The sequence below is a fragment of the Actinophytocola algeriensis genome (genome assembly GCF_014203735.1).
Lineage (GTDB): Bacteria > Actinomycetota > Actinomycetes > Mycobacteriales > Pseudonocardiaceae > Actinophytocola > Actinophytocola algeriensis.
On record NZ_JACHJQ010000002.1, the window covers coordinates 381,286 to 402,374 of the forward strand.

Sequence of the window (21,089 nt, forward strand, 5' to 3'; positions counted from 1 at the left end):
TGTCGTATGCTCGACTACCGAGCGTCGCACGGGGGGACACAGGGATGGACAGCCAGGCGTATCAGGACAGCATTCATTCTCAGCTGTCCGGCATGTTCGGCACAGGCACCACAGAAGGCACGGCAACCGGCGGCAGCTTCGCCTACACGGAAGCCGACATAAGCAAGATCAGGGACAACTGGCTGGACTTGGCCGACAGCTACCAAACGTCAATGTACAACGCCGACCGGATGTCAAAGATCAAGTCTCCAGCCGAAGACATGGCTAGCACATTCCATGTCACCGCGGCCAATCGTTCTGGCCAGTCTTACACGAATTACCTCAAGCACAACCGGGACTACTGCCTGCAACAGGCCCAGTTGTTCCAGAACGCGCTTGACGACTACCTGGGCGTCGAGCACATCAATGTTGCCGTAATCAATAACGCAGGCGGCCAACCAGGCCCCCAGGCTGGGATGTGAGAAATGTTCCTCCGACGTCAACTGTTCGTCGCGGGCATTCTAGGTTTCGCATGTGTCGCTGCCGCGTGCACAACCCCCAGCGAGGGCGAACCACGACCTGCCACCACCGAGACGGCACAGTCAAACCCAACTCTCGGCAGCTCAAGCAACGAAAATGACTTGCCGTTCGCAGGTGCCCCCAAGGTTGATGACCCTCTTGACACCACCCGCTTCGAACAGGATCCCTGTCAGGCCCTCACGGCAGACCAGGCTCGATCTCTCAACTTGCCGACGACCGGGGAACCGATGGAACATGTCGCCCTGGGCACTGGTTGCGAGTGGAAAAACCCGGACACGCGCGGCTACGCTCAAATTGTTTTTGCTGACGACCAGCAGGATGGCCTCAGCTCCGAATACCAAGCCCACAACGACGGAAAATGGGAATTCTTCGAAGAACTGCCAGAAATCGAAGGTTATCCCGCAATCAGCAGAGCGGGCACCGACAGCCGCGACGTCGGTAATTGCAATGTGATTGTCGGCGTGGCTGACGACCTGGTGTTCGAGTCGATCGCACAGCTCTCGCGAGCCAATATTGGCCAGAAGGATCCGTGCGAGATGGCGGCCCGCGTCGCCGCGTTGGCGTTGCGGACCATGAAAGCCGAGGCGTAGTCGTGGGCAAATGGGTCAACCACGCGATGTCGGCACATGACATCTACCAGTACTTCGCCACCGGGCGCGGCACCGGGTCGCTCGACGACGGGCAAGCTGCCACCCGCACGGAATGGGATCTCGAGGCCGACCGTGCCCAGATGATCCGCAAGCAGGGCGAGCTGATCCGGAGCGGTTGGCAGGGCGCAGCTGCCGAGGGCGCGTTCGGGGCGGCCCAGCCGCTGGCCGAGTCCGCGCTGCGCGGTGCGGTCCTGTTGAGCCGCGCCGAGGACCTGCTGGACCGGCAGAGCGGGTCGTTCCACCGGGCCGCCAACAGCGTCACACCCGTGCCGGAGACACCTCCGGAGATGGACATGAACGACCCGATGGTGGTGTTCACCGACCACGACGCCGAGGTCACGGCCTACCAGGCCGACGCGCACCACAACATGGAGGTGTACCGCGGCTACGACGGCGCCAGCGAGTACAACCAGACGAACATGCCCGCCGAGTACTCGACCGTCAACCACTCCGGCGGCAACATCAGCGTCGTCTCCGGTGACGGTCGGCCCACCGGTTCCGGCGGCGACTACATCGAGGTTCCCGAGCGCGAGCAGCCCGGGAACCGGAGTGAGTCCGGGCCCTACGGTGGTCCCGGTGGGCCTGGTGGCGCGCCGGTCAGTGGACCGACCGTCAGTGGACCGCCCCCGAATCCGTCCCTGCCCCAGCACACCAGCCCCAGCACCTTCACGCCTCCCCCGCCAGGCCAACTTCCCCCGACCACCTTCCCGCCGGTTCCCCCGCCGACGCCGGGACCCGGGCAGCCCGGGTTCGTCCCGACGCTTCCCGTCGGCGGTGTCACCACTGGTTCGCCAGGTGGCGGTCCCGGCGCACGAGGCGGCAGCGGGTACGGCGGTGGGCCCGGAGCGCGCGGCGGGTACGGCGGCGGTGGACCCGGTGGCAACGCCGGGCCTGGTGCTCGGCAGGGAGTTCTTCCCGGTCCTGGCGCTGGAGCGGTTGCCGCGGAGGAGGCGGCCGCGCGGCGGGCCGCCGCGGCTGCGGCCACGGCGCGTGGCGGGGCGCCGGGAGCCATGGGCGGAGCGCCGCTCGGTGGAGGCAGGGGCAAGGGCGACGAGGACAAGGAGCACCAGCGCAAGGTCCTCATCGAGACCGACGGGGAAAGCCTGTTCGGCAGTGACGTCCTGACCGCGCCCCAGGTGATCGGCGACGACGAGTACGAGGACGACTGACGCACCACCGCGCCCTCACCCGGGGACCGGCCCGTCGTCGTAGCGGTAGGTACCGGTCCGGGTACAGGCACAGCCCCACCGCCGCGCCCGGCTGGTGGGGACGCTCGAGGTGGTGCGGGCTCCTCGACGAGATGCCGGTTGCGCATGCCTCGGGCCACGGGCAGGAGTCCGCGCGGGCTCACGCGTGGGACAGGGCGAACGCGGCCAGGAAACCGGCCACCGTGATCAGGCCGATCAGCAGGTGGGCGTACTCGAAGGCCTCCGGGATCATCGTATCCGTGATCATGGCGAGAATGGCGCCCCCGGCCAGGGCGGTGATGCCCGCCAGCAGCTCCGGCGGGGCACCGCCCAGCACGGCGTAGCCGAACATCGCGGCCAGGGCGCTCACCACGGCGATGCCGGTCCACAGGCCGAACACGTACGTGCGGGACCGGCCCGCGTTGTGCATGCCCGCGGCGCTCGACAGGCCCTCCGGCACGTTGCTGATGAACACCGCCACCACGGTCACGACACTCACGGCACCGCCGCCGAGCAGGCTGGTGCCGATGACCATCGACTCCGGGATGCCGTCGAGCAGCGCGCCCAGTGCGATCGCCGTGCCGGAGCCGGACTGGTCGGACTCCGACGGCTGCTGGTCCCCGGACCGCTTCCGGTGCCGCGCCCCGCGCCGGGCCAGCAGCACGTTCGCGCCGGTGTAGACGGCCGCGCCCACCCCGGCACCGAGCGCGGTCGGCCAGAGACCGCCCTGCTCGTGCGCCTCCGCGATCAGCTCGAACGAGACCGCGGACAGCAGGACCCCGCTGCCGAACGCCATCACGCCGGCGAGCACCTTCCTGGGCACCCGCACGAGGAACCCGACGAGCGCGCCGACGACCAGCGCACCGCCCGCGAGCAGTCCCCACGCGCCCGCGACCAGCACCTCCGGCATGCCCACGATCATCACACAGCCCCCGCGACCTCGCGAGTCCCGCGGTTTCTCGTTGGAGGGCAACGGGGTTGCGGGGATAACACGTGGGCTCTTGACCTCTCGGCGACCTCGCCCTATGGTTCTGCCATTCATAGGACATCCCATGTCCTATGTCGTCCGATGACGTACGTGCGTTCAGGAGGTGCGGTGTCCAGAACTCCGCCCGGGTCCGGTCACTCCTTCAGCCGGCGCGACATGTTGCGCTTCACCGGCATGGCCGGTGTCGCGGCCGCGTTTTCGTCGAGCCTCGCCGCGTGTGGTGGGCCAGCCTCCACGAACGCGACCGGTGACACGGCCGAGTCGATCACCGCGGTGATCGGCTACGGCAACAACCAGACGTGGGATCCGCTGCAGACGGCGTCCGCCTTCTCGATGGCGGCGATCCTGCACAGCTACGAGTCGCTTGTGGAGGGTGACCCGATCACCCGTGAGCCGTACGCGGGGCTGGCGAAGGAACTCCCAGCCGACGTGTCCGGCACGTCGCTGAAGTTCGAGCTGCGCGACGGCGCGAAGTGGCACGACGGCAAGCCCGTCACGGCCGACGACGTCGTGTTCACCTACGCGAGGGCGCTGGACGCGAAGGAGAACGTGCTCGTCCGCACCTTCCTCACGCCGTGGCTCACGGAAGTGAAGAAGATCGACGACAAGACCGTCGAGTTCGTGCTGGCGCAGCCGTTCCCCTATGCGCTGCAACGACTCCAGACCGTCAAGATCTGCCCGAAGCACGTGTTCGAGGGCGGCTGGGACGCCGCGGTGTCCGGCACGGTCGTCGGCTCCGGCCCGTACAAGGTGGTCGAGCAGGCGCCGCTGTCGCACACTCGCTTCGAGAAGTTCGCGGACTACAACGGCCCGCGCCCGGCGGTCTACAAGTCCATGCTGTGGAACTCGATCGTCGAGGCGTCGCCGCGCGTCGCGAAGATCTCCGGTGCGAAGCCCGCCGCGCAGATCGTCGAGAACATCCCGCCGGCCAACGCCGACCAGCTCGCGAAGGACGGCCGCACGGTCGAGTTCGCCGACGGTGGCAACAACCTGTGGCTGATGTTCAACACCACCCACGCGCCGTTCGACAACAAGCTGGTGCGCCAGGCGCTGCACCACGCCGTGGACCGGGACAAGATGATCGAGGTCGGCCTCAAGGGCAAGGGCTCGGCGGGCACCTCGTTCATCAACCCGAAGCTGCCGGTGTCGCAGGAGGCCGCGAACGACCTCGGCTACGACCCGGACAAGGCGAAGGCGTTGCTGCAGCAGGCGGGTGTCACGAACCTGTCGGTGTCACTGTCCACGACGAACACCACGCTCGTCGCCGACTGCGTGAACGTGATCAAGGAGGGCTGGGACGCCATCGGTGTCGCGACCACTTTGGACACCTCGGACACCAAGGCGCTGTTCTCGAAGCTCGACGGCGGTTTCGACTTCCAGGTCGTCGCCACCACGCAGAACGCCGAGCAGTTCGGCAACGACCCCGACCTGCTGATCCGCTACTACTACGCGGGTGCGGGTGTCGTGCCGAAGTACGCCAAGTGGGCGGGTCCCGACCAGGAGAAGCTGATCGGACTGCTCGACGGGGCGGCGTCGGAGACCGACGAGGACGAGCGCGACAAGCTGACCAAGCAGGTGCTGGACATGCTGGCCGACCAGGCCGTCGTGTACCCGCTGGTGTTCACGCAGCTGGGCACCGCGTGGGATCCGAAGACCCTGTCGGGGGTGCGCGCACAGGGCTACCCGGGTATCAACCTGAACCAGGCGAAGCCGGGGTCCGGAGCGTGATCATCCTGCGGATGCTGCTCGGGCGCGTCCTGTCGCTCGTGCCGTTGCTGTTGGGCGTCACGCTGTTCGTGTTCATCGTGATGCGCTTCTCCCCCGTCGACCCGGCCCTCGCGGCCTTCGACGGCGCGAACGCCACCGACGAGCAGCTCGAGCAGTTCCGCAGGGAGAACGGACTGCTCGACCCGTGGCCGGTCCAGTATGGCCGGTTCGTCTGGAACCTGCTGCACGGTGACTTCGGCGTCAGCGTGATCACCAAGCAGTCCGTCGGCGACACGATCACGACCGCGCTGCCGCTCACCCTCCAGCTCACGCTGATGGGCGTGGTCATCGCGATCGTCGTGTCGCTGCTGCTCGGCATCACGTCGGCGGTGTTCCGCGACCGCTGGCCCGACCAGCTGATCCGGATCGTGTCGCTCGCCGGGGTGGCGGCGCCCGCGTTCTGGATCGCGCTGCTGCTCGTGCAGTGGCTGGCCGTCGGTCAGGGCCTGTTCCCCTCCAGCGGGTACGTCAGCCCGCAGGACTCGTTCTCCGGCTGGCTCAACTCGATGACGCTGCCCGCGATCGCGCTCGCCATGCCGGTCGCCGCGCAGCTGACGCGGGTGATCCGCACGTCCATGGTGGAGGAGCTCGACAAGGACTACGTGCGCACCGCGCGGGGTGGCGGCCTGCCGCCGGTCGTGGTGGTGGGCCGCAACGTCCTGCGGAACGCGCTGGTCACGCCGCTGACCGTGCTGGGCCTGCGGGTCGGCTACCTGCTCGGCGGCGCGGTCGTCATCGAGACGATGTTCGCGCTGCCGGGCCTTGGCCAGAACATGATCCAGGCCGTCAACGACGGCGACACCTCGAAGGTGCAGGGCTTCGTGATCACCATCGCGATCGGCTTCGTGCTGGTCAACCTGATCGTCGACATCCTCTACGTGATCGCCAACCCGCGCCTGCGGAGCCATTCGTGATGCGCCGGGGACTGGCCGAGCGCCTGAGCAAGGGCGCGTCGTTCCGGCGGCTCGGCGTCACGTCGTGGATCGCGCTGGTGATCCTCGCGCTGCTGGTGCTGGCGGCGGTGTTCGCGCCGCTGGTCGCCACGCACGACCCGTACCTCACCGGCAGCGCGGTGGAGGGGCCGAGCGGTGAGCACTGGCTCGGCACCGACTCGTCCGGCCGCGACATCTTCACGCGTCTCATCTGGGGTGCCCGCTGGTCGCTGGCCGTCGGCCTCGGCGCGATCGCGATCGCGCTGGTGGCGGGTGCGCTGATCGGGGCGCTCGCCGCCACATCACGCCGGCGCGTCGGCGAGGCCATCATGCGGGTGCTCGACGTGGTCATGGCGTTCCCGGGCGTCGCGCTCGCCGCGGTGCTGGTGGCAGTGTTCGGGCGCGGGCTAATCGTGCTGATCCTCGCGCTCGCGTTCCTCTACATGCCGTCGATGGCGCGGGTGGTGCGCGCGAACGTCCTGGCGCAGTACGGCGAGGACTACGTGGCGGCCGAGCGGATCATCGGCGCCAAGCGGTTCTTCATCCTCACCCGGCACATCGCCGTGAACTGCGCGGCGCCGATCCTGGTGTTCTGCACGGTGATGGTGGCGGACGCGATCGTGTTCGAGGCGTCGCTGTCGTTCATCGGCGCGGGCATCCAGGCGCCGGACCCGTCGTGGGGCGCGGTCCTCGCGAACGGCAAGGAGCTGGTGCTGACCGGCGGCTGGTGGGCGACCCTGTTCCCCGGTCTGCTGATCCTGGTCACCGTGCTGGCGCTGAACGTCCTGTCCGAAGGCATCTCCGACGCGTGGGCAACGCCGTCCGCGCGCCGCGCCAAGGCGGGCCGGGCCGCGAAGAAGGCCGCCGAGGCGCCTGCCGAGGACCGGACCGAGCCCGTGCTGCCGATCGCCGGTCTGCTGGAGGCGGGCGAGCGGCTCGCCGGGAACGCCCGTGACCTGCGGGACCGGGACGCCGTGCTCGACGTGGAACACCTGTCGATCTCCTTCGCCGACCGGCACGACGGGACGCGCGTGGTGGACGACGTGTCGTTCTCCGTGCGGTCCGGCGAGGTGCTCGGGCTGATCGGCGAGTCCGGCTGCGGCAAGACCATCACGTCCCTGGCCGTGATGGGCCTCCTGCCCGACACCGCGCGGGTGACGGGCCAGATCCGGTTCGCGCGGCACGACCTGCTCGCGCTCACCCCGCGCAGGCGGCGCCGCTACCTCGGCCACGACCTCGCGATGATCTACCAGGACGCGCTGTCCTCGCTGAACCCGGCGATGACGATCCGCGGCCAGCTCAAGCAGTTCACCCGCCGCGGCGGCACCCGGAGCCCGGCCGAGCTGCTCGAACTGGTCAACCTCGACCCCGGGCGCACGCTGCGGTCCTACCCGCACGAGCTGTCCGGCGGGCAGCGGCAGCGCGTGCTGATCGCGATGGCGCTGTCCCGCGATCCCAAGCTGATCGTCGCCGACGAGCCGACCACCGCGCTCGACGTGACCGTGCAGGCGCAGATCATGAAGCTCCTGCTGCGGCTCCAGGAGGAGCTGGGTTTCGCGTTGATCCTCGTGTCGCACGACCTGGCGCTGGTGTCCGAGGTGGCCGACCGCGTGGTCGTCATGTACGGCGGTCAGGTCGCGGAGACCGGGGCCATCGCGCAGGTCGTCGGCTCGCCGCGGCACCACTACACGCGCGGTCTGCTGTCGGCGGTGCTGTCGCTGGAGGAGAACGCGGAGCGGCTGACGCAGATCAAGGGTGTCGTGCCCTCCCCCGCCGACTTCGCGCCGGGCTGCCGGTTCTCCGACCGGTGTCCCGCCGCGCGTGCGGTGTGCCGCACGGAACGGCCGCCGGTGGTCGGCGAGAGCGTCCACCTGACCGCGTGCCACTTCCCGGCTGAAGAACTGGTGGTGTCCACGTGAGCGGGGGAACGCAGCAGCCCATATCTGGGTGCTTGCTCGAGCTGGACGGTGTCCACGTCGTGCACCGGATCCGGGCGCGCCGGCTGTTCGGGCACGACAACGTGTACGCGCTCACCGACGCGCACCTCACGCTCGAGGCGGGTGAGACCGTCGGGGTGGTCGGCGAGTCCGGCTGCGGCAAGTCCACGCTGGCCAAGGTGATCGTGGGCCTGCAGAAACCGACCCAGGGGACCGTCCGGTACGAGGGCGACTCGCTGTGGGACATGACCGCGGACGAGCGGGCGCAGAACTTCGGCCGGAACGTCGGCATGGTGTTCCAGGACCCGACGACCGCGCTCAACCGGCGCCTGTCGGTCGCGCGGGTCATCCGCGACCCGCTCGACGTGCACCAGGACGGCACCCCCGAGGAACGCAACGACCGGGTGCACGAGCTGATGTCGCTGGTGGGTCTGCCCGACAGCGTCGCCGACGCGGTGCCGGGGCAGCTGTCCGGTGGCCAGCGGCAGCGGGTCGCGATCGCCCGCGCGCTCGCGTTGCGGCCGAAGCTGCTCGTCGCCGACGAACCCACGTCGGCGTTGGACGTGTCCGTGCGGGCGCAGATCCTCAACCTGCTCATCGACCTGCGGATGCGCCTCGGTCTCGCGATGGTGTTCGTGTCGCACGACATCCAGACGGTCCGCAAGATGAGCGACCGCATCATCACCATGTACCTCGGGCGGATCGTCGAGGAGGCACCGGCCGCGGCCGTGCCCGCCGCGACGCACCACCCGTACATGCGTGCGCTCTTCTCCGCCACACCCAGCCTCCGGCACGCCGTCGAACCGATCGTCCTGAGTGGACCGGTGCCGTCGGCGACCAACCCGCCGAGTGGCTGCAACTTCCGTACCCGCTGTTGGAAGGCGACCGACGAGTGCGCGGAAGAACTGCCGCCGCTCGCCACCGCCGGTGCGGGTCACACCTATCGCTGCATTCACCCCGAGTCATAGAGGACGAGCTGTGAAAGCACTTCTGACCGGTCTCTTATCCGTTGCCATCGCGGCCGGCCTGACGCAGTCCGTGGCCGCCGAACCGGCCGCGCAGGCGGCCGCGCCGTCCTTCGAGCAGCAGACGCTGTTCAAGGCGGCGAACGAGCAGGGCTACGCCTGCTTCCGCATCCCGGCGGTCGTCAAGTCCAGGAAGAACACGCTGCTCGCGTTCGCCGAGGGCCGCGTCGACAACTGCGGTGACACCGGCGACATCGACATGGTGCTCAAACGCAGCACCGACGGCGGCCGCACGTGGTCGCCGCTGCAGCTGGTCAACGAGGGCGGTGGCGACACGCACGGCAACCCCGTGCCGATCGTCGACCGGGTCACCGGCCGGATCTTCCTGTTCACCACGTACAACGCGGGCCGCGACGACGACGGTCCGTGCGCCACCCCGTGTGAGCGCACCCCGCACCTGCAGTACAGCGACGACGACGGCGCCACCTGGTCCGGCCCGGTCGACATCAGCGACCAGGTGAAGAAGCCCGAGTGGGACTGGTGGCTCGCGACCGGCCCGGTGCACGGCATCCAGCTCACCAAGGGCCGCCACGCGGGCAGGCTCGTGTTCGGCATCAGCGGTGAGGTCAGCAACGGCACGCAGGCGCACGCCAACGACGGCGCGCTCGTGTACAGCGACGACCACGGCCGCACGTGGCACGTCGGCGCGGTGGGCCGCACCGAGTTCCCGCCCGGCGGCACGTTCACCCACAAGCCGCAGGAGATCACGGTCACCGAACTGGCCGACGGCTCGGTGTACGCGGGTGCCCGCGACCAGGGCGGTACCTCGATCGGCAACCGGTCGTACGCGATCAGCCGCGACGGCGGGAAGACCTTCAGCACCCCGTGGACGTCGATCCCCGACCTGGTGACGCCGGTGGTGCAGGGCGCGGTGCTGCACCTCGACCGCCCCGGCGCGGACCGCACACTGTTCTCGTCGCCGTCCGACACCGACCGGCGGCGCTGGATGATGGTCCGCTCGTCGTGGGACGGCGGCCGCAGCTGGGACAGCGCCGAGCAGGGCACTCGGATCACGTCCGACTGGTCCGGCTACTCGGACATGGTGCAGATCAGCTCGACCCGTGAGCGCAACGCCGAGATCGGCCTGCTGTACGAGGGCGGCCCGGTCGACGCGCGTGACGAGATCCGCTTCGCCCGCTTCACCGAGGACCACCTCGGCGGCCGCGAACCGGTCGGCCCGACCACACCGGACACGTCTCCGTCCAGGGCCGACGCGTACGCGGTCGGCGGGCCCGCGCTCGCGGGCGGCAAGTTCGGCGGCGGCATGGACCTCGACGGTGCCGACGACTACCTGCGGGTCCCGTACGACAGCGCGCAACTGCCCGGCGACGGCGACCTCACGTTCACCACGTGGTTCCGCTACGGCTCGACCGAGGGTCAGAAGGCACTGCTGTGGCTCGGTGGCATGGGCTCGACCGCACCGCAGCTGTGGCTGCGGGCCGAACCCGCGAACAACCGCCTCGTCGCGCTGATGACCACGCCGAAGGGCACCACGCAGATCGCCACCACGTCGGCGTACAACGACAACCAGTGGCACCACGTCGCCCTGCAGCGCGCGGACGGCAAGCTGCGCCTGGTCGTCGACGGCGCCGAGGCCGCGTCCGCGAACGCCGTCGCCGGCTCGCTCAGCGAGCGGGTCTCGTTCCAGATCCACCTCGGTGAGCGGCAGGACTACCAGCAGCGCTTCGACGGCACGCTCGACGAGCCGCGCCTGTACCGGCGTGCCCTGTCGGCGGCCGAGCTGGACTCGATCCGCACGTCCAACGCGGACGTCCCCGCCGGGCAGGTGCTGCGGTTGCCGCTCGACAAGCTGAAGGGCACCGACGGGGCGTGCACGTCCGTGCCGTTCACCTCCGGCACCGAGGGCTACCACACGTTCCGCATCCCGGCCGTGGTCGAGGCGAAGAACGGCACGGTGCTCGCGTTCGCGGAGGGCCGCGTCGAGTCCTCCGGTGACTCCGGCGCGATCCGGGTGGTGCAGAAGCGGTCGACCGACGGCGGCTGCACGTGGGGACCGATGACCGTGGTGTCGGACAACGGTGACGCGACCGCGGGCAACCCGGCGCCGATCGTGCGGCGCGACGGCGAGATCGTGCTGCTGACCACCCGCAACGGGCGGGTCTCCGAGAAGGAGATCATGTCCGGCACGGTGTCCCCGGAAGACAGCCGACGGGTGTGGGTGCAGCGGAGCACCGACGACGGCCGCACGTGGTCGCCGGAGCGCGAGATCACCGACGTCGCGAAGAAGGCGCACTGGCGCTGGTACGCCACCGGCCCCGGCCACGCGATCGAGCTGAGGAACGGGCGGCTCGTGGTGCCCGCCAACCATTCCGCCGCTCCCCCGGCCGGTTCGCCGGACGTGGGCACCGAGGCGAAGTACTACGGCGGTCACGACCTGATCAGCGACGACGGCGGCCGCACCTGGCGGATCGGGTTCAGCGAGGAGCGCACCGACACCGGCATCGCGGCGAACGAGACGACCGTCGCGCAGCTGCCGGACGGGCGGCTGTACTTCAACAGCCGCAACCAGGGCAACGCGGGCAACCGGGTCGACGCGTGGAGCACCGACGGCGGTGCGACGCTGGCGGCGCCGTACGCGCTGCAGCCCGGTCTGACGATCCCGAAGGTGCAGGGCAGCGTGCTGCAGACCACGCGGCGTGACCTGCTGCTGTTCTCCGGCCCGTCCGACGCGGCGGCCCGCAAGGCGCTCGCGATCCGTGCCAGCTCGGACGGTGGCCGGACCTGGCGGCAGACGCTGGTGGTGTCACCCGCGCCCGCCGCCTACTCCGACCTGGTCCAGCTGAGCGGCTCGACCGTCGGCCTGCTGTACGAGACCGGCGTGTCCGGCTCCTACGAGACGATCACGTTCCGGCAGCTGCCGGTGCGCGACCTGGCCTGAGATGCACGCACCCGCTGACCGGCCCGAAGGCCATGAAGGACACCTTCGAGACGTGCACCGTCCCGAAGGGCCGCTTCATGGCACCGGACCGGGCCTAGCCGAGGTGCGCGACCAGCACCCCTCGGCCGGCGAGCCGCTCCGACTCCGCGAGCGGCTCGCCGGTGAGCGTGTTGGTCGCGCCGGCCGGAACCGGCACGGTCACCTCGGTCTCGTTGTGGTTCAACAGGAACAGCCACTGGTCGCGCCGGACCGCCTCGACCCCGGCCGGTGCGCCGGGCAGCACGGGCGACACCCCGGCGTCACCGAGCACGCGGGCCACGACCGACGCGAGCGTCGCGGTGTCGGGCCGGGTCGCGAGGTAGGTGGCGACCCCGTCCCCGAACTCGTTGCGGGTGATCGCGGGCTTGCCGTCCAGCTTTCCGGTGAACGTGTCGAGCACCTCCGCGCCCTGGGCGGTGATCCACTCCGACCAGAGCGTCCCGGTGCCACCGGAGCCGAGCGCGATCGTGCCGCAGGCCCGCAGCGGCCAGAACTCGTCGACGGTCAGCCCGAGCAGCTCCCGGAACGGACCGGGGTAACCGCCGAGGTGGACGCGTTCGCTGCCGTCCACGATGCCGGAGAAGAACGACATGAGCAGGTGTCCGCCGCCGCGCACGTACTCGGTGAGCCGCGCGGCGACCTCGGTCTCGACCGCGTACAGGTTCGGCACGACCACGAGCTTGTAGCCGGACAGGTCGGCGGTCGGCGCCACCACGTCCACCGCCACCCCGGCGTTCCACAGTGGACGGTAGTGCGCGAGGTTGACCTCCTCCAGCTCCAGGTCCGACGCCGGCAGCGCCTTGCCCTGCAGCGCCCAGCCGCTGGACCAGTCCGTCACCAGCGCGACGTCGGCGTCCGTCCGGGACCCGAGCACCGGCGCCAGGCGCGCCAGCTCGCCACCCAGCTCGGACGTCTCCAGGAACACCCGGCTCTCGGGGCCCGCGTGCGGCACGATCGCCGAGTGGTAGCGCTCCGCGCCGCCGCGGGACTGCCGCCACTGGAAGTACAGCACCGCGTCCGCGCCGCGGGCGACGGCCTGGTAGCTCCACAGCCGCATCTCGCCCGGCGCCTTGGGCGCGTTGCGCTCGCGCCAGTTCACCGCGCTCGGCGCCTGCTCCAGCAGCAGCCACGGTTTCCCGTGCAGGGCGCGCATCTGGTCGTAGGTGAACGCGGCCTGGACGACCGTGTCGCGGTCGTGCGGGTCCGGGTAGGAGTCGTAGGACACGATGTCGAGGTGCGGCGCCCAGTCCGTCACGTCGACGCGGTGCCACGCGCCAACGAAGTTCGTCGTGACCGGCACGTCCGGGGTGTGGCGGCGCAGGATCTCCTTCTCCATCAGGTAGCACTCGAGCAGTGCGCGGGAGGAGAACCGCTTGTAGTCCAGCACCTGCGCGGGGTTGAGGAACGTCGGCGCGGCGCGCGGCGGCCACACCTCCGCGAGGTCGGTGTAGCGCTGCGACCAGAACGTCGTGGACCACGCCTCGTTGAGCGCGTCGACGGTGTCGCCCGCCCCGCCGTACCGCTCCCCCAGCCAGTCGCGGAACGCCGCGGCGGAGACGTCGCAGAAGCACTCCGGCACGTGGCAGCCGTACTCGTTGCCGATGTGCCACATCGCGAGCGCGGGGTGCCCTGCGTACCGGGCGGCGATCGCCTCGACGAGCCGTGCGGCGTGCTCCCGGTAGACGGGGCTGGACGGGCAGTAGTGCTGCCGGGCGCCCGGCCACAGCACCGTCCCGTCGGCACGTCTCGGCAGCGTCTCCGGATGCCGGTGCGCGAGCCACGGCGGCGGGGACGCGGTCATGGTGGCGAGGCAGGCACCGATCCCGTTGGCGGACAACAGGTCCATGACCTTGTCCAGCCACGAGAAGTCGAACTCGCCCGGCGCGCTCTCGGTGGCCGCCCAGCCGAAGATGCCCACGGAGACCATCGAGACACCGGCGGCCTTCATGAGCGCCATGTCCTCGTCCCACACGGACTCCGGCCACTGTTCGGGGTTGTAGTCGGCACCGAACCCGAAACGCCCGAGGCGGTGCCGCACGACTGATTCCACGACGATCCTTTCTGATCTCGACAGACTGTTTTCTATCAAGACGTAGGACATAGGACGTAGGATGTCGCTCGGACCGTATGCCGAGCCCCCTCCGGTCCGCAAGGGAGACGCTTTGACTCAGCTCCACGGCGTGGTGCCACCCGTGTGCACCCCACTGACCCCGGAACGCGAACTCGACGTGCCGTCGCTGGAACGCCTGGCCGCGTTCCTCGTCGACGCGGGTGTGCACGGGTTGTTCGTGACCGGCTCGACCGGCGAGGTCGCCTACCTGACCGACGAGACGCGGTACCGGGCGCTCGACGTGGTCGCGGGGGTCGCCGCCGGGCAGGTGCCGGTACTCGCCGGGATCATCGACACGACGACCACGCGCGTCGTCGAGCACGCGAAGGCGGCCAAGGCGGCCGGCGCCGACGCGCTCGTCGCGACCGCACCGTTCTACGCGCCGACCGACCCGGTCGAGTTCCCGGGCCACTTCCGCGCCATCCGCGCCGCGGTCGACCTCCCGCTGGTGGCCTACGACATCCCGGTGTCGGTGGGGCACAAACTGCCGGCCGACGTGGTCCTGGAGCTGGCCGGGGACGGTACGTTCGCGGCGCTGAAGGACTCCAGCGGCGACCTCGACGGCCTGCGGGCCGTGCTGGACAGCACCGATGACCTCGTGTGTTTCTCCGGTTCGGAGACACTCGCCGACCTCGGGCTGTTCATCGGCGCGCACGGGCTCGTGCCCGGCATCGGGAACGTCGACCCGCACGGCTACCTGCGCCTGTACGACGCGGCGCGACGCGGCGACTGGGCCGAGGCCAAGACCGAGCAGGCGCGGCTGCGCAGGCTGTTCGAGATCATCCACGTCGGTGACGGTCGCATGGGCCGGTATTCATCCGCCATGGGTGCGTTCAAAGAGGGGCTCGTCGCGCGCGGTGTGATCACCGGCGGCACGACCAGCGCGCCGATGATCCCGTTGAACGACACGGAACGCGCGGCCGTGCGGCGCCACCTCGCAGAAGCCGGCCTGCTCTAAGGTTGCACGTTGGAGGTCCCCGTGACGGAGCAGCACACACCGGCCAAGCTGGCCACGAGGATGAGCAGGGCGATCCGCGACGAGATCACCACGCTGATCCTCGCCCGTGGCCTGAGCTCGGGCGACCCGCTGCCGACCGAGACCGAGCTGGTCGAGGCGCTCGGCGTCAGCCGCAACTCGATCCGCGAGGCGCTGAAGGCGTTGCAGGCACTCGACATCGTCGAGATCCGCCACGGCTACGGCACCTACGTCGGCAGGCTGTCGCTCGACCCGCTCGCCGACGGCCTGACCTTCCGCGCCCTCCACGACATCGGCCGCGACCTGCGGTCGATGGAGGAGATCCTCGAGGTGCGCGAGGCGCTGGAGGCCGCCCTGATCCGCCGCGTCGCCGCGACCGTGCCCGAGGAGGACCTGGCCGCGCTCGACGAGGTCACGCGGAAGATGAACGACCGGGCCAAGGCGGGCGACACGTTCGCCGAGGAGGACCGCGAGTTCCACGAGATCCTGTACCGGTCGCTCAACAACGCGCTCGTCACCCAGCTGCTGCGAGCGTTCTGGGACGTGTTCCACCGCGTCAACCACCGGCTCGGGGTGACCGACCCGAACCCGGTGCAGACCGTGCGCCGCCACCGGGCCATCGTCACCGCGCTCCGGAAGCGGGACGTGGCACGGGCCGAGCACGCGATGGTGGAACACTTCCGCAACCTCGACGCCCGCATCGAACAGATCCGCACGCCATGACGCGGGTGTCGCCCTGACCACCCGCCCGCCATGACAACCTGACACCCCGCACAGGCGTCTTCTCTCCGGGAGCTCCAGGGGAGGGACAGCTGACTGTGCAGAACACGACCTCGCACGGACCGCCGAGATGGCGGATCATCGCGCTCGTGCTGGTCGCGCTGGCGTCGGTCGCCGCCGCGATCGTCGCGGTGCCACTCGCCGTCGACGTGGTCGCCGGCGCCGCGAAGCCGGTGCTCGAGGACGTGCCTGGCCCGGACACCGGACCGGAGTGCCCCGTCGACGCGCGGTACGTCGACGAAGAACCCGACGGCCTGCGCGCGGACGTCCGGTCCGCGTGGGGCGAGCTGCGGGCCGCCGCCGAGGACGACGGGGTGCCGGTGTGCGTGAACGACGGCAAGCGCAGCAACGCGCAACAGCAGGCCGAGTTCGACGAGGCCGTCGAGAAGTTCGGCACCCCGGAACTGGCCGCGGACTACGTCCTGCCTCCGGAGGAGTCCAACCACGTCAAGGGTTTCGCGGTGGACGTGCAGCCGTACGCGGCCGCCGAGTGGGTCGAGGCGAACGGGCAGGCCTACGGCTGGTGCCGGCGGTACGACAACGAGTACTGGCACTTCGAGTACGACCCCGCGTACACCGAGGACGGCTGCCCCGGCCTGCTGCCGGACGCCACGTCGTGACCGTCACCGCGGCGCGGGACTGACCACCCGCAGCTGCAGCATCGCGGCGAAGCGGGCCTCCGGGTCGGTCAGGTCGAGCCCGCCCACCTCGGCGAGCCTGCGCAGCCGGTACCGGAACGTGTTGGGGTGCACGTACAGCGCGGCCGCGGCGGCGATCACGTCCCCGAACGCGTCGAGCCACGCCCGCAGCGTGGCCACCAGGTTCGTACCGTGTTCCTCGTCGTAGGCGAACAGGCGCGCGACCGGGCCGCTCGGCTGGTCACCGCGAGCCGCCACGAGGTCGCGCAGCTCCAGCACCAGCGCCTCGGTGTGCACGTCCTCCAGCCGCGCGACCCGGCGCGTGCCCCCGGTCCGCAGCACGCGCAGCGCCCGGTCGGCGCTCGCCCGCGACTCGGCGAGGCCCACGGTGTCGTGTGCGACGGTGCCGATGCCGACCACCGCGTGGCCGCGGTCGCCGACGCGGTCGAGGAAGTCCCCCGCGATGCGCACCGCCGCGTCCGGGTCGCGCGCCGGGACCAGGCCGTACGTCACGTCGCCCACCAGCGCGGCCGCACAGCGCGGGTGCACCGCCGACAGGTGCATGGCGAGCGCGTCGGAGAGCCGCTGCCGCTCGGCGACCAGCCCGGCGTCCGAGGACGAGTCGACCATCGCGAGTGCCAGCACCACCACCGGCTGCTCGGCGAGCCCGAGCCGGTCGAGCGCCTCGCGGGCGCCCGCTCCCCCTTCGAGCGCGGTGCTGAGCAGGTCGGTCCTCAGCCGCCGGGCCACGTCCGCGCCCGCCCGGATCCGCAGCATGTGCAGCGCCACCAGCCGGGACGCGTCGAGCAGCGCCTGCGTGCGCTCCTCTCCCAGCGGGCCGCGCACGGCCGCCCAGATCGAGCCGAGGACCTCGTCGCCCGCGCGGACGGCGACCGCGACTCTCGGCAGGTCGACCAGTCCCTCGAGGAACGGTTCGATGTAGACCGGCCGTTCGCTGCGGTACAGCTCGCGGAACACGCCCTGCTCGGTCAGCAGCTGCGAGTACCGCTCCGGCACCTGACGACCGAGCACCGTCTCGACCCGCGACTGGTCCGCCTCGTCCTGCCTGCCGGAGAACGCGAGCACCCGGGAGCTGCGGTCCTCGATCGTCACCGGCGCGTCCAGCAGCGCCGCGATCGCGTTGGCCAGGGCGAACAGGTCGCCCGACGGCATGCCGCCGAGGGTCTCGCCGCCACGCTCACCGACGTCGCCCTCCGCCAGCAGCGACCGCAGCAGCGCCGCGAGCTGTGCCCACGACGCACCTCGGGTGAGCGCGAGCACGGCCACGTCGGAAGGCACTCCCGCGAGGTCCGGCACGGGTGCCCGCAGCACCAGTCCGGCCGCATCGTGCCTGCCGAGTGCGTCCAGCAGAGAGACGATCTCGTCGCGGTCCCGGAGGCCGACGCCCAGCACGAGCGCGTGCCGGGGCAGGGCGGGCTCGTCGACGGGGTCGTGGATGACGACGCCACCCAGCTCGCCGACGCGGTCGACGTCGCCGTGCACGACTTCCAGGAGCGTCCAGCCCAGGTCGTCGAGGACGCGGCGCAGGCTGGCGCGGGGCCTGAGGTTCATCGACGCCGAGCTTATGGTCATCCTGACCGCGGCAGCCACTCGGTCGACGCCGTGACCTCGGACAACCGGTCCGGCAGTGGGAGCACGCCGAGGCCGGGGCCTGCCGGCACCGGCAGGTGGCCGTCGTCGAGGACGAACGGGTCGGTGATGTCGGTGCGGTAGTAGCGGTCGGACGCCGACGTGTCGCCGGGCAGCGTGAACCCCGGGAGCGCGGCGAGCGCCACGTTCGCGGCGCGGCCGAGCCCGGTCTCGAGCATCCCGCCGCACCACACGGGCACGCCGTGCGCGACGCAGAGGTCGTGGATGCGCCGCGCCTCCAGGTACCCGCCGACGCGGCCGGGTTTGATGTTGACCACCGAGCAGGCGCCCAGGGTGAGCGCGTCGGCCGCCGCCTTCGCCGAGGTGATCGACTCGTCGAGGCACACGGGCGTGGTGAGCCGCTTCGCGAGTGCCGCGTGCCCGAGCACGTCCTCCTCGTCGAGCGGCTGCTCGATCAGCAGGAGGTCGAACGGGTCGAGCCGGGCCAGGTGGCGGGCGTCGGCGAGGGTGTAGGCGGTGTTGGCGTCGACCTGGAGCAGCACGTCGTCGCCGAACCGCTCCCGCACGGCCCGCACCGGTTCGACGTCCCAGCCGGGCTGGATCTTGAGCTTGATCCGGACGTAGCCCTGGTCGAGGTAGCCGCCGACGGCGTCGAGCAGCTCACCGAGGTCGGCCATGATGCCGACCGACACCCCGCACGGCACCCGGTCGTGGACCGCGCCCAGCTCGCGGGCGAGCGGCCGGCCCGACGCCCGCAGCTCGGCGTCGAGCACGGCCGTCTCGAGCGCGGCCTTCGCCATCCGGTGGCCGCGGAACGGCGCGAGCGCGGGCGCGACGGCGGGTGCGTCGAGGCGCGGGACCGTCGCGAGGGCCGGGATGAGGTAGCGGCGCAACACGTCCTGCGCCCCGGCCACGTACTCCGACGAGTACCGGGGGTCGGACAGCGCGACGCACTCGCCCCAGCCCTCGGCGTCGTCGGTGACCACGCGCAGCAGCAGCACGTCGCGCTCGTGCTCGACACCGAACGACGTGCGGAACGGCGCCACGAGCGGCATCCGGATCCGGCGCAGCTCGACACCCTGGAGTTTCATCGGTCCTCCCACCTGACCACGTACCACCCGGCGCGGTCGAACCCGGCTACCCGCGCCCCGTCGGCGAGCAGCCCGCCGAGCACGTCCCGCACCGCGACCCGCCATTCCTTGGCACGACTGGGATCCGCGGCCCGCATGGCCGTGATGTCCGACGGCACGGCCACCAGCAGCGTCTCCCCCGCCGTCACACCGGGTGCCGGCGCGCCGTCCGCGGCGCGGCCCAGCGCCACCACCGCGTGACCTGGTATGCCCGCGAACCCGGTGGGATGGCGCAGGTCCCAGTGGACGAGCAGCCGGTCGGTGTCGTCGCCGCCGTTCACCACGTCGTGCATGCCGCCGTAGAAGTTGGGCAGGTACTCGGCGGCGGTGGCGCCGAGCTTGCCGAGGTTGAACCAGGCGTTGCGGGCCACGAGCGGGTCGAACGTCCACGCGATCACGCCGATCCCGCGGTTCATCGCCCACACCCGCTGGTGCAGCTTGAGCGCGTAGCCGATGTGCCGGCCGCCCGCCGAGGCGGAGACCCCGGCGATGTGGCTGTGCATGGTGCCGTCGGCGGGCGCGCCGAAGAACCCGACACACGCGCCGACGAGCCGGTCGCCGTCGAACGCGCCCGACAGGTAGTTGCCCGCCTTCGTGAGCGCCCGCAGCAGTTCCGTGGTGACGAGCGGGCTGGCGGGGTCGGGCTGCCAGATCTCCTGGAACAACGCGCAGACGCCTGCGAAGTCGTCGATGGTCGTCAGCTCGCGGACGGTCACCCTGGCGGCGCGCGCGGCGGCCGCCGCGTCGATGCCGGGCGGCGCCGTGGTCAGATCGGTCACGGCGTCCATGCTGGTGACCTCGTCGGCGTTCGTCATGGTCGTGGCGAACCAGCCGCGGGCGCGGTTTTCGTTGGTGCGGCCAGGAGTTCGTCCAGCAGCGCCGACAGCAGCGCGGCCCTCGGCACCAGTTCGCCGACCAGCACGTGCTCGTCGTCGGCGTGGGCGCCGCCGCCGACCGCGCCGAGACCGTCGAGTGTCGGGGTGCCCACCCCGGCCGTGAGGTTGCCGTCGGAGCCACCGCCGACCGCGACACCCGCCAGTGGTGGCTGCCCGAGCTCCGCCGCGATCCGCGCGGCGCGGGTGAACAGCCCCACCGACGCCGACGCGGCGAGCGGCGGCCGGTTCGGGCCGCCGCGCACGTCGAGCCGCGTACCGGGGACGACCGGCCGCAGCGCACGCATGGCCACGTCGACCCGGTCCTGTTCGGACGCCGTGCGCACCCGGACGTCCACGGCCACGAATCCCTTGGCGGACACCGTGTTCCGCGCGGTGCCCGCCGACATCAACGTCGGTGTCACGGTCGTGCCCCGTTCCGCGTCGGCGAGTGCCGCGATCGCCAGCACCTGGTGCGCCAGCTCGACCGTCGCGTTGTGGCCGCGTTCCGGTTCGAGGCCCGCGTGCGCGGCCCGGCCGGTCACCTCGACCTCGTACACGGACACGCCCTTGCGTTCGGTCTTGAGCGCACCGCCGGGCGCGGACGCCTCCAGCACCAGCGCGACCTCGGCCGCGCGTGCCTCCTCCTCGATCAGCTCCCGGGAACCGGGCGAGCCGAGCTCCTCGTCCCCGGTCACCAGCAGGGTGACGCCGGACCGGCCCGCCGCGACGTGGAAAGCCAGTGCCAGCCCCGCTTTCATGTCGAAGCAGCCCGGCCCGCGCAGCACCCCGCCGTCCACCGTCCCGTCCACCGTGCACGGATGGGTGGCGAGCGAGCCCAGCGGCCACACCGTGTCGTGGTGGCCGAGCAGCAGCACCCGCGACGGCTCGGCACCGAGCCGCCAGCGCAGGTGGATGCCGAGGCGTTCCGGTTCGGCCCCGAGCCGTCGCGTGCCCAGCCGCGCCACCACGTCCGCGCTGCGCGCGAGCGCCGCCGCGTCGGACGACGGCGACTCGCAGCGCACCATC

At 71.0% G+C, this 21,089-nt stretch carries 17 protein-coding genes; 11 read left to right on the forward strand and 6 right to left on the reverse strand.

What is annotated here, in order from left to right; translation table 11 throughout:
• The first annotated feature begins 44 nt into the window (after nt 1–44).
• From FHR82_RS08020 to FHR82_RS08030, 3 genes are read left to right on the forward strand one after another with little or no spacing between them, the layout of a single operon-like run.
• Complete coding sequence (locus FHR82_RS08020) at nt 45–461, forward strand: hypothetical protein (protein ID WP_184809652.1); 417 nt, start codon at nt 45–47, stop codon at nt 459–461.
• A gap of 3 nt (nt 462–464) precedes the next feature.
• The gene (locus tag FHR82_RS08025) at nt 465–1,109 is read left to right on the forward strand and encodes a DUF3558 domain-containing protein (RefSeq protein WP_184809653.1); all 645 of its coding nucleotides are present in this window, start codon (nt 465–467) and stop codon (nt 1,107–1,109) included.
• Nucleotides 1,110–1,111: 2 nt separating this feature from the next.
• Complete coding sequence (locus tag FHR82_RS08030; protein ID WP_184809654.1) at nt 1,112–2,338, forward strand: hypothetical protein; 1,227 nt, start codon at nt 1,112–1,114, stop codon at nt 2,336–2,338.
• Nucleotides 2,339–2,516: 178 nt separating this feature from the next.
• Here the strand turns inward: FHR82_RS08030 and FHR82_RS08035 are convergent, their stop codons facing one another.
• Complete coding sequence (locus FHR82_RS08035; protein ID WP_184809655.1) at nt 2,517–3,266, reverse strand: ZIP family metal transporter; 750 nt, start codon at nt 3,264–3,266, stop codon at nt 2,517–2,519.
• Between the two features lie 186 nt (nt 3,267–3,452).
• Here FHR82_RS08035 and FHR82_RS08040 point away from each other — a divergent pair, with 186 nt between their 5' ends.
• Genes FHR82_RS08040 through FHR82_RS47270 form a run of 5 tightly spaced genes read left to right on the forward strand, consistent with a single transcriptional unit; the run spans nt 3,453 to nt 11,904 of the window.
• Nucleotides 3,453–5,072: an ABC transporter substrate-binding protein gene (locus tag FHR82_RS08040; protein ID WP_311770951.1), complete on the forward strand. Its 1,620-nt coding sequence runs from the start codon at nt 3,453–3,455 to the stop codon at nt 5,070–5,072.
• Nucleotides 5,069–6,025 carry an ABC transporter permease gene (locus FHR82_RS08045; RefSeq protein WP_311770952.1) on the forward strand — a complete coding sequence of 319 codons (957 nt, stop codon included), beginning with the start codon at nt 5,069–5,071 and terminating at the stop codon, nt 6,023–6,025. The genes FHR82_RS08040 and FHR82_RS08045 overlap by 4 nt, the downstream gene beginning before the upstream one ends.
• Entirely contained in the window at nt 6,025–7,962 is a 1,938-nt protein-coding gene (locus FHR82_RS08050) for a dipeptide/oligopeptide/nickel ABC transporter permease/ATP-binding protein (protein ID WP_184810410.1), read from the forward strand. Before FHR82_RS08045 ends, FHR82_RS08050 begins: the two co-directional genes overlap by 1 nt.
• Entirely contained in the window at nt 7,959–8,948 is a 990-nt protein-coding gene (locus FHR82_RS08055) for an oligopeptide/dipeptide ABC transporter ATP-binding protein (RefSeq protein ID WP_311770953.1), read from the forward strand. Before FHR82_RS08050 ends, FHR82_RS08055 begins: the two co-directional genes overlap by 4 nt.
• A 10-nt stretch (nt 8,949–8,958) precedes the next feature.
• Nucleotides 8,959–11,904 carry an exo-alpha-sialidase gene (locus FHR82_RS47270; protein WP_311770954.1) on the forward strand — a complete coding sequence of 982 codons (2,946 nt, stop codon included), beginning with the start codon at nt 8,959–8,961 and terminating at the stop codon, nt 11,902–11,904.
• A 94-nt stretch (nt 11,905–11,998) separates the two neighbouring features.
• Here FHR82_RS47270 and FHR82_RS08070 read toward each other — a convergent pair whose 3' ends face one another.
• Nucleotides 11,999–13,993 (reverse strand): beta-galactosidase, encoded by a 1,995-nt coding sequence (locus FHR82_RS08070; RefSeq protein WP_311770955.1) that lies wholly within the window; start codon nt 13,991–13,993, stop codon nt 11,999–12,001.
• 112 nt (nt 13,994–14,105) lie between these two features.
• Here FHR82_RS08070 and FHR82_RS08075 point away from each other — a divergent pair, with 112 nt between their 5' ends.
• The 3 genes from FHR82_RS08075 to FHR82_RS08085 all read left to right on the forward strand — a co-directional run bounded on the left by FHR82_RS08075 (nt 14,106) and on the right by FHR82_RS08085 (nt 16,429).
• On the forward strand, nt 14,106–15,011 hold the full coding sequence (locus FHR82_RS08075; RefSeq protein ID WP_225943811.1) for a dihydrodipicolinate synthase family protein: 906 nt from the start codon (nt 14,106–14,108) through the stop codon (nt 15,009–15,011).
• Between the two features lie 21 nt (nt 15,012–15,032).
• Nucleotides 15,033–15,752: a FadR/GntR family transcriptional regulator gene (locus FHR82_RS08080; protein WP_311770956.1), complete on the forward strand. Its 720-nt coding sequence runs from the start codon at nt 15,033–15,035 to the stop codon at nt 15,750–15,752.
• Nucleotides 15,753–15,847: 95 nt separating this feature from the next.
• A complete protein-coding gene (locus FHR82_RS08085) occupies nt 15,848–16,429 on the forward strand; it encodes a D-alanyl-D-alanine carboxypeptidase family protein (protein WP_184809659.1) in 582 nt (193 codons plus the stop codon).
• Between the two features lie 3 nt (nt 16,430–16,432).
• Here the strand turns inward: FHR82_RS08085 and FHR82_RS08090 are convergent, their stop codons facing one another.
• The 4 genes from FHR82_RS08090 to FHR82_RS08105 are packed head-to-tail and all read right to left on the reverse strand — an operon-like array spanning nt 16,433 to nt 21,088.
• Entirely contained in the window at nt 16,433–18,019 is a 1,587-nt protein-coding gene (locus FHR82_RS08090; protein ID WP_184809660.1) for a PucR family transcriptional regulator, read from the reverse strand.
• Between the two features lie 17 nt (nt 18,020–18,036).
• Nucleotides 18,037–19,149: an o-succinylbenzoate synthase gene (menC, locus tag FHR82_RS08095; protein ID WP_184809661.1), complete on the reverse strand. Its 1,113-nt coding sequence runs from the start codon at nt 19,147–19,149 to the stop codon at nt 18,037–18,039.
• Nucleotides 19,146–20,003 (reverse strand): GNAT family N-acetyltransferase, encoded by an 858-nt coding sequence (locus tag FHR82_RS08100; RefSeq protein WP_376706391.1) that lies wholly within the window; start codon nt 20,001–20,003, stop codon nt 19,146–19,148. Before FHR82_RS08100 ends, menC begins: the two co-directional genes overlap by 4 nt.
• A complete protein-coding gene (locus FHR82_RS08105) occupies nt 20,000–21,088 on the reverse strand; it encodes a M20 family metallopeptidase (RefSeq protein ID WP_184810416.1) in 1,089 nt (362 codons plus the stop codon). The genes FHR82_RS08100 and FHR82_RS08105 overlap by 4 nt, the downstream gene beginning before the upstream one ends.
• Between the last annotated feature and the right edge of the window lies 1 nt (nt 21,089).

Coding starts and splice junctions, on each gene's coding strand:
- FHR82_RS08020 (WP_184809652.1), top strand. CDS start 45: ATGGACAGCCAGGCGTATCAGGACAGCATTCATTCTCAGCTGTCCGGC.
- FHR82_RS08025 (WP_184809653.1), top strand. CDS start 465: ATGTTCCTCCGACGTCAACTGTTCGTCGCGGGCATTCTAGGTTTCGCA.
- FHR82_RS08035 (WP_184809655.1), bottom strand. CDS start 3,266: ATGCCGGAGGTGCTGGTCGCGGGCGCGTGGGGACTGCTCGCGGGCGGT.
- FHR82_RS08050 (WP_184810410.1), top strand. CDS start 6,025: ATGCGCCGGGGACTGGCCGAGCGCCTGAGCAAGGGCGCGTCGTTCCGG.
- FHR82_RS08090 (WP_184809660.1), bottom strand. CDS start 18,019: ATGAACCTCAGGCCCCGCGCCAGCCTGCGCCGCGTCCTCGACGACCTG.
- menC (WP_184809661.1), bottom strand. CDS start 19,149: ATGAAACTCCAGGGTGTCGAGCTGCGCCGGATCCGGATGCCGCTCGTG.
- FHR82_RS08100 (WP_376706391.1), bottom strand. CDS start 20,003: ATGACGAACGCCGACGAGGTCACCAGCATGGACGCCGTGACCGATCTG.
- FHR82_RS08105 (WP_184810416.1), bottom strand. CDS start 21,088: ATGGTGCGCTGCGAGTCGCCGTCGTCCGACGCGGCGGCGCTCGCGCGC.